The organism is Bdellovibrio sp. MYbb2, from assembly GCF_056175685.1.
Window position 1 is genome coordinate 55,291 of record NZ_JBJKJI010000006.1, and the last position, 6,934, is coordinate 62,224.

Annotated in this window: 9 protein-coding genes and 1 pseudogene; 3 read left to right on the forward strand and 7 right to left on the reverse strand. The window is 47.7% G+C overall.

The features are described 5' to 3' along the window. Positions 1-16: 16 nt before the first annotated feature. Positions 17-1,000: a hypothetical protein gene (locus AC04MQ_RS18620; RefSeq protein ID WP_475392809.1), complete on the reverse strand. Its 984-nt coding sequence runs from the start codon at positions 998-1,000 to the stop codon at positions 17-19. Positions 1,001-1,078: 78 nt separating this feature from the next. Continuing rightward, positions 1,079-1,876, reverse strand: a complete 798-nt coding sequence (locus AC04MQ_RS18625; RefSeq protein WP_080602322.1) for a DUF4423 domain-containing protein — start codon at positions 1,874-1,876, stop codon at positions 1,079-1,081. 156 nt (positions 1,877-2,032) lie between these two features. Between AC04MQ_RS18625 and AC04MQ_RS18630 the strand changes: the two genes are divergently transcribed. From AC04MQ_RS18630 to AC04MQ_RS18640, 3 genes are read left to right on the forward strand one after another with little or no spacing between them, the layout of a single operon-like run. Then, the gene (locus AC04MQ_RS18630) at positions 2,033-2,422 is read left to right on the forward strand and encodes a hypothetical protein (protein ID WP_041576952.1); all 390 of its coding nucleotides are present in this window, start codon (positions 2,033-2,035) and stop codon (positions 2,420-2,422) included. A gap of 55 nt (positions 2,423-2,477) precedes the next feature. Next, entirely contained in the window at positions 2,478-2,762 is a 285-nt protein-coding gene (locus AC04MQ_RS18635; RefSeq protein WP_041576950.1) for a hypothetical protein, read from the forward strand. Between the two features lie 54 nt (positions 2,763-2,816). Continuing rightward, the gene (locus AC04MQ_RS18640) at positions 2,817-3,227 is read left to right on the forward strand and encodes a hypothetical protein (protein WP_475392810.1); all 411 of its coding nucleotides are present in this window, start codon (positions 2,817-2,819) and stop codon (positions 3,225-3,227) included. A 68-nt stretch (positions 3,228-3,295) separates the two neighbouring features. On the opposite strand, the gene AC04MQ_RS18645 is transcribed toward AC04MQ_RS18640, so the two are convergent. The 5 genes and pseudogenes from AC04MQ_RS18645 to AC04MQ_RS18665 all read right to left on the reverse strand — a co-directional run bounded on the left by AC04MQ_RS18645 (position 3,296) and on the right by AC04MQ_RS18665 (position 6,718). Then, positions 3,296-3,418 carry a hypothetical protein gene (locus AC04MQ_RS18645; protein WP_475392814.1) on the reverse strand — a complete coding sequence of 41 codons (123 nt, stop codon included), beginning with the start codon at positions 3,416-3,418 and terminating at the stop codon, positions 3,296-3,298. Positions 3,419-3,470: 52 nt separating this feature from the next. Beyond that, positions 3,471-3,704 (reverse strand): annotated as a pseudogene (locus AC04MQ_RS18650) (hypothetical protein); the annotation flags it as partial. 70 nt (positions 3,705-3,774) lie between these two features. Further along, the gene (locus AC04MQ_RS18655) at positions 3,775-4,554 is read right to left on the reverse strand and encodes a J domain-containing protein (protein WP_475392811.1); all 780 of its coding nucleotides are present in this window, start codon (positions 4,552-4,554) and stop codon (positions 3,775-3,777) included. Further along, the gene (locus tag AC04MQ_RS18660) at positions 4,551-6,104 is read right to left on the reverse strand and encodes a tolA protein (RefSeq protein ID WP_475392812.1); all 1,554 of its coding nucleotides are present in this window, start codon (positions 6,102-6,104) and stop codon (positions 4,551-4,553) included. Before AC04MQ_RS18660 ends, AC04MQ_RS18655 begins: the two co-directional genes overlap by 4 nt. A 143-nt stretch (positions 6,105-6,247) precedes the next feature. Next, a complete protein-coding gene (locus tag AC04MQ_RS18665; RefSeq protein ID WP_475392813.1) occupies positions 6,248-6,718 on the reverse strand; it encodes a hypothetical protein in 471 nt (156 codons plus the stop codon). Positions 6,719-6,934 lie beyond the last annotated feature (216 nt).

Below are 6,934 nucleotides of genomic sequence, written 5' to 3' on the forward strand. Positions count from 1 at the left end.
CCGAAATCTGAGTCCACTAGCGTTTGCAATCAATAGTCGACAGCCCCTTGGTGGCATTCCTAATCGTCTTTATGGCTACATCGCCCTTTTTAATTCTTAAGTATTCACAACTCACGGTGCCGCAATTTTCGCTGGAGAACACATAGTCCACACCCATTTCCCTGTCGGCTACGGTGACCGTTTTTTCAGCTCCCCAAATTCGTTCACCCAAGGCCTGGAATTCTTCAATATGCTGACGCGACAATGGAATGATCCTCGCGCCAGGTTTCGATGAAGTTGAAATAATTAAATTGTTTCCAATCTGCTGCATCTGAAGAACAGACTGAACACATTGTCCCGTATGTGCTTTATATGAATTATCAGCAGTGAAGGTATATCCACGGGCATTGAAAGTTGAATAGTTTTGCAGGAAGGCACCGGATATCTGGTACCGACGATCATCAATGTTAGCAAGCCCCAGATATTCGTGAAGAAGAATCGCCATCGCACGACTCTGCACTTCCAGCAAGTCCAGCCCGCATAGCTTATTGGATAAATAAATCTCATTGGTGTCAGGATAGTTAATTGCATCCTTTGTCTGCCCATCCAGAGTCAGATTTTCACTTAGGTAAAACTTAGCCACTGATATCTTGTGCAGCAAGAAAGCTCTTTGCCCCTCGCTCAACAGCGTGGGCATCTCAGCAAGTAAACTGACCAGCTTCTCTGTGTTCTGGTGAATGGAAAGAGCACAAGAATTTCCACCGCCCCCAGTACGAGGCCCCTGTGTTTTCAAAAATGTCTGAAAGTCCTTGAGGTTTTTACCCAAGGCATTGTCCAGAATCAAAGATCCTTCCGGTCGAGCCACGGGCTTAACTTCGATACGAACGGCGTCAGGCGCCTTTACCTGCGACAACTGAGGTAGCTTTAACTTTTCGGTCCCAGCATCCAATGCAAAGGTATTCAACGCAAAAAGCGTCACACAGGTGATCAAAATTTTTTCGCAAAATTTCGTGCAGATCATTTAAGTGTCCTTTGCATTCTTTAACTCCTAAGAAAGCAAGGGACATACCACAGTCGTGTCTCATAGTGAGACGGCCATCTAAACCCGGAAAAGATCTATATTAAAGCAATAGGCGTCTTCGGGCTCTGACGGGTCAGCGACCTTATTAAAATCACTGATGAAGTAGGCGATCTTTTTCTTCAACTTTTCAAAGTCCTCTTCAGAGAAGGACTGAATAGAACTATAGTGAGTGGCCTCCCGGTCATTCTTTTGAACATTATCCATGGCGCGCGCACGCCAGTTCGTATGATGACTGCTGATCCAGACGCTGCTGTCTTCCAGATGAATATTCGATGAGTTCCAGCGATATTTATCACCACTTTTTTTGATAAGTTCCATTTTCTCAAGATAGCCGATAACCGTGGCAACACTTGCCTGATTTAGATTCAGCCGTTTTTCAAGGCTCGCTATACTTTGAAACTGCGGCACCGACGTCAGGGTATGGATAGCCGTCGCAAGCCAGGTAGCATAATAAAAGCCGATGTTTGAATCCTGCTCAGAAACGATCACAGAGTCCTTCTGCTGATTCTTAAGCCTGAAGGCCTCGCGGCTCATTTCCCTGGCTTTGGATTCAAGGCGGCGGCGAAGTGCCGGAGTGACAGCCTTTTCCTTATCAATCAACAGATAGAAATAGTCCTGCTCATAGTCAGACATATTCAGATATTCGGCGACTCCGAAGGCCTGATCCAGGCTCAACTGCCCTTTTCCATTCAGACAGGCTGACAAATATGACTTTTGGGTATTGGCGGCCTCCGACAGCCGGGTCAGCGCACCCCTTTCGGAGTCGCAATAGGCTCTTAAGAACGTCTTATAAGACTTGAAATCAAATATATTCATCAGCCAATACCCACTCGCTAAAGTTTAGACAATTGTACACTAATAATGAACATAACGTTTACTAATTAATAACATCTATATTTTTTTGAGACAATGCCTCGGGTATCTTGCATTTGAGTTTACGAATAACGAAAAACAACCTTAAAGGAGTTCTCAATGAAACAAGCGTTCTGTGCACTTATGATCCTGGGTCTGGCTTCTACATCCTTCGCCGCTAAGCCCTACTATACCTGCAACCTGAATTACGCCGGTAACTCAGTACAAGCGGATTCTGAAGTTCTGATTCAATTTAAAAACGGCAAAGTGGCAGTCAAGGGCACTGGCACAACCGGGACATGTATTGGTGACGTAAAGTTCATGGGAAGCGAAGGTCACTATGCCGCCTATTTCGAACACGATGGCAGAACCAACACGACCTGCACCACCTACAATAATATCCAGTGGCTCTCTACCAGCGAAGGTTATGCCTCCATCAGTCCGAATGCAACCGTCGACCTTGCTGATGTCAGCATCGGCGGCATCTGGGCAAGGTACACCTGCAAATAACCCAAATAAATATTTAGAAAAGAAATAACGTAAAAAACAATCTTAAGGAGTTTTTATGAAAAACATGATTTTGGTATCTCTATTCACAGTTATGACCGCTTCTTCTGCCTTTGCCAACTACAGCGATTCTTTGCAAAAAATCAGTGCTGCACTAACTGATGCTAGCGTTGCATCTGCCCTGAAAGGCGAAGCCGTGCAAAAAGTGGAAATTGGTGGTGATGACAATCTTGACGTTCAAATCACTTCCGACAGCTGCCAAACGATCGTAGGCTTGACGTACATCATCTCCAACGATGCAGTCGTTGGCTATAAGGTTGAAAACATCGCCACTTGCCAATAGTCCCAAGCAAACCGAAAGAATAATTCACTGTACCTATATTGAAAGAAGGGTCCTATGCGATTAGTGTTTGCAATCTTACTAAGTCTAATATCTTCGGATGTCTTTGCCGGCGGAGACAATGCCTCAAAAGTGAAATGCGAATCAGGTGACTATGGACTCACAATCAAAAGAAAAGGTTCTTTTTTTGGGGAAAACCGCATTATCTTAAAAAAAGGCTGGTCTCGTTTGAGTGAGGAATATGAACAAGACTGGAGCCCAGCCAGAAGTACTCCCGTCGAAAGATTAGCCATCGAAGAACAACCTTGTGCGACCAAAGATTTTTACACATTCCTTGAGTCCGAAAACACTTACGTTGTAAAGACGGCTGCAGACTACTCAAGTTGTGCATCCGAGGGCGAGCGTTCCACGATCTATGTTCAAATCAAGAGCTCCGGCGATATCCTGAAATTCACTGATTGCGAATAAGAACCGGCAAAAACCGCAAAGAAGCCGACTGAACAAGTCGGCTTCTTTCATTTATCCCGCTTTTCTATTTACAGGTTCACCCAGCAGTATTCCGTTGAAATGGCCTTTGAGCTTGGTGAGCTGAGTTTCTTTTTTTGGGTATCTGCCATAGTTTGCGCGGATTCGGTCGTACCAGCGGTGATAGCGTTCATGATCGTTTCGCGGCATCACACACAAGTTTGAGGGCCGGTTGTCACTGCGACGGCCGTTGATGTGATGGACGACTTCCCACGGCTTCAATCGTCGCCCCAGGACTCTTTCGGCGACCACGCGATGCTCGTACCGAGGTCTTCCATAGGTTGATTTTCTAAGAACATAACCATCTCGGTTTTTTGAAGACAGAAGCCACGATAACGGCAAAAAGATCAATTTGACCGGAAGACTTGCAAAAAGCCAGACAAAGCGAATGAGACTAAGGCGTCGTCTTCGAGATCTCATGATGGACTTATCGGCGAAACACGCTGGACCATTAGCCAGGTCGCCAATGACTCAGAATGGGAATCAGTCCCTACAGCATCATATCCACAAAGGATTTATAGAAACCTGCGCCGCACTTGGCGGTGTCTTCATAGAACTTCACGGCTTGTTTGGTTCGGTGGTTCATCGGTTGCTCGGTTCGCACAGTGGCGTCTTTCGCAGTATCGACTGTCGCAGGCTTGGAAGACTCGGCCCGGCTGGAAACCTTGGACTCAGAGGCAGGCTTTGGGGCTTCCTGCGCGGAAGATTTTGTTTCTTGCTTTGGCGCCTCGGCAGTTTTGGCATTTGCTTTCGCTGCAGCGTCGGCTTTCGCTTTTGCAGCCGCCTCTGCCTTGGCGGCAGCTTCGGCTTTTGCCGTGGCTTCGGCCTTGGCTTTGGCCTCAGCTTCGAAATCCGGTCCTGACCACTTTTTTGGTTCCGGTTTTGGATTTACAGATTCTGTTTTTGCGGAAGGCTGCGCCGTCGATGCCGGCTTGGCGGTCGTTTTTGGTGCGGACTTCACCGTGGCGTCGTATCTTTGGCGGGCCATCGGGTCCATCAGAGTGTCGCGGGACACGTTCAGCTTTTTCATCACTTCGGTTGCGGCGCGCAGTTTTTGCGGATCGTTTTGATAGCGATCCGGATGATAGGTTTTCATCAGGCGACGATAGGCTGTGCGGATCTCGGCCTCTGAAGCGTTCTTACTGACATTCAAAATGTCATAATGGCTGCTTTGTGAATTCATGATTCGACGAACTTCATCCGCAGTTTGTGCCAGTGTCACAACCGGCAAAACCAAAGGCAGCAACAGCATCAGAATCAGATTCTTCATTTGCACACCCCCGATTTGGAAGATTCACGAATCGCATCAGCAGCTTTTTCCGGCTTCTTCTTCAACAGTGCCAGAACTTCCTTACGCTGTTCTTTAGGTAAATCGGACAAATAGCCCAGAAACATCCCCATCTCTTCTGAATTGACCTGCTTCTGGCTGGTTTCCAGAACCTTCAAGACGTCTTTGTCGGACGAGATTTCTTTTAAAGATGTCGCCATGGACTTCACGGCGTCCGTTTCAACCTTGGCACCTTCTTTGGCCACTTTTGCATAAGACCCCAAGCGCGAAGCCTGAGCGGCGTTTTTCATGACCTTCAAACCCGCACCAAACGGGATGATGGATGCGGCTGAAAAGCCTGCTTCCGCAAGGTCTGAATAAGCCTGATCTTTGGCGGCGTCAGCCTTGTTGAAGGATTCGTTGGAAGACCCTTCCGCAAATGCCGAAGCTCGCAGATTTCGGGCTTCGATAAAGGACTCATGGGCTTTTGAGGACGCATAGACTGTTTCCCCACCAGCAGCAATAGTGCCCGCCAAGGCGGCTCCGGCAGCGACTGTTGTCAAAGTTCCTGCCGCGGCAGTTCCAGAAAGAACCATCGCGCCCACCCCGGCACCAATCCCTGTCGCCAGCAATACACCGCCAACCACAAGTCCGCCCCAGAACATGGCTTTATCCAGAATTTCGTTTTTCTGGGCTTTCTTGTCGTAACCCTGCAGGATCTTACAGATCAGATCAGAAGCTCCTGGGTTTTCCATCAGGAATTGGGCACTAGCTGCAGGATTGGTCACCAACAGACTTTGCAAGGTCTCATCGATGCCCCCTTTGGCTGCTTCAGTTAAATAGTCCTCGTGATTTTTCAATTCTGATTGAACTTCGGCGAAGGCTTTCTTCACGTCGTTTTGAACAATGACGTTTTTGTTTCTTCTTTCGCGAATAGCTTTTGTATAAAGCAGCAGTTCTGTTCCTGCCTGCGGAGCTTTCACCTGCATTTCACGTTCCCGGTCCGTCAGCTCCACCGCGATGTCCAGGGCGTCTTGTTTGGCGGCTTCCTTCCAGTAGGTCTGAGTGACCTTAAGCTGTTTTTTGGCTGTATTCAGAATCTTATTGCGTGCGTCTTCTTTGAGGGCCTTTTCCATGTCTTTGCCAAAGGCCTGCATCTTCTTTTCTTCTGCAACAACCTCGGCACACACCGCTCCATTTAATACCTGAGAATCCAGAGCCTTGGCCAAGGCTTCAGAAACACCCTTGGCTGCGGCATGGGACAGCAGACACTTTTGCAGGTTCTCTTTCAGCTGAAGGACTGAAAGCAGACTTTGCCCCTGCTGCAGAATCTTTTTTCCTTCAGGGGTCTGCAATTGGGCGACCTTGGATTTATCAGTGACCAGATCCTTAAACGAGGTGCGGAAGGCACCGACGACCTTGGGGTCTTCCAGATTTGCCGCCGTCCAGGCGATTTGTTTGGTATACAGCAGCTCCAAATCAGAGTCCGCCGCCGCCATAAATGGCGAACACAGGACAAGCAAGAATAGCATCACAAACGCAGGGACGTGCATTCCCGACTTATCGGTGATTTCGAACCATAAACTGACCGGACTTTTGTGAAGATTCACGTCTCAGGATGAGACTTGGCTCTGAAAATAAAAAACCCACACTTGTTCAGTGTGGGTTCTTCGATCATCAACCTGTTTAATTCAGATTAGAACTCGCAAGTCGTGGAAAGATCGTATTTCTTAAAGCCATCCATCATGCAACGGAAGGTTTCACGGATAGTCAGTTGGTTGCCATCCAAAACAAGAACCTTTTTGTAACCGATAGCGCCTCCGAAATCACCACAAGCATCACCACCTGGGCGCTTGGAACTTGTGCTGACCAGAGCTGTGTTGGCATCTGTCAGTTTGGTGTCTTTATCAAGACCCGCACTTGGCGTGAAGTACATACCTGTGTCCTGCAGATAAACTGCCAGACCCTGACCGCCATCAAGACTGTCATAGGTTTGAAGCTCTACACGGCACTTGCCCGTGTTGCTTTCATCATAAGAAGCCACGATTTTGCCTTCGCGACCATCAAGGGCTTTAAGGCGCTTCAAGAAGTCATTGCCACCAGCAGAGGCAGAAATGGAAGACAATAGAATTGCAGAAGCCAAAATTTTACCAAACGTGTTTTTCATAGTGTTTCCTTGTTTGTTGAATCTTATTGGTGACCCTTTAATCCAAATCCTATGCCAACCAAAACACCACCCCCAACACCAGCCTGTTGAATCTGGCACCACCCCTGTGAAAAAAATGCTGTACACTGGCCTATACATCGTGTTCCTGACCCCGATTTGATTTGGACACCCAGCCCAGGGGGTCTTTATGGAAGTAACGTCTAACAGACGGAAATT

Bases quoted from the DNA above. Each gene is read 5' to 3' on its own strand.
- AC04MQ_RS18655 (WP_475392811.1), bottom strand. From the start codon at position 4,554: ATGAAGAATCTGATTCTGATGCTGTTGCTGCCTTTGGTTTTGCCGGTT.
- AC04MQ_RS18660 (WP_475392812.1), bottom strand. From the start codon at position 6,104: ATGCACGTCCCTGCGTTTGTGATGCTATTCTTGCTTGTCCTGTGTTCG.
- AC04MQ_RS18630 (WP_041576952.1), top strand. From the start codon at position 2,033: ATGAAACAAGCGTTCTGTGCACTTATGATCCTGGGTCTGGCTTCTACA.
- AC04MQ_RS18625 (WP_080602322.1), bottom strand. From the start codon at position 1,876: ATGAATATATTTGATTTCAAGTCTTATAAGACGTTCTTAAGAGCCTAT.
- AC04MQ_RS18665 (WP_475392813.1), bottom strand. From the start codon at position 6,718: ATGAAAAACACGTTTGGTAAAATTTTGGCTTCTGCAATTCTATTGTCT.
- AC04MQ_RS18620 (WP_475392809.1), bottom strand. From the start codon at position 1,000: ATGATCTGCACGAAATTTTGCGAAAAAATTTTGATCACCTGTGTGACG.
- AC04MQ_RS18640 (WP_475392810.1), top strand. From the start codon at position 2,817: ATGCGATTAGTGTTTGCAATCTTACTAAGTCTAATATCTTCGGATGTC.
- AC04MQ_RS18645 (WP_475392814.1), bottom strand. From the start codon at position 3,418: ATGAACGCTATCACCGCTGGTACGACCGAATCCGCGCAAACTATGGCA.
- AC04MQ_RS18635 (WP_041576950.1), top strand. From the start codon at position 2,478: ATGAAAAACATGATTTTGGTATCTCTATTCACAGTTATGACCGCTTCT.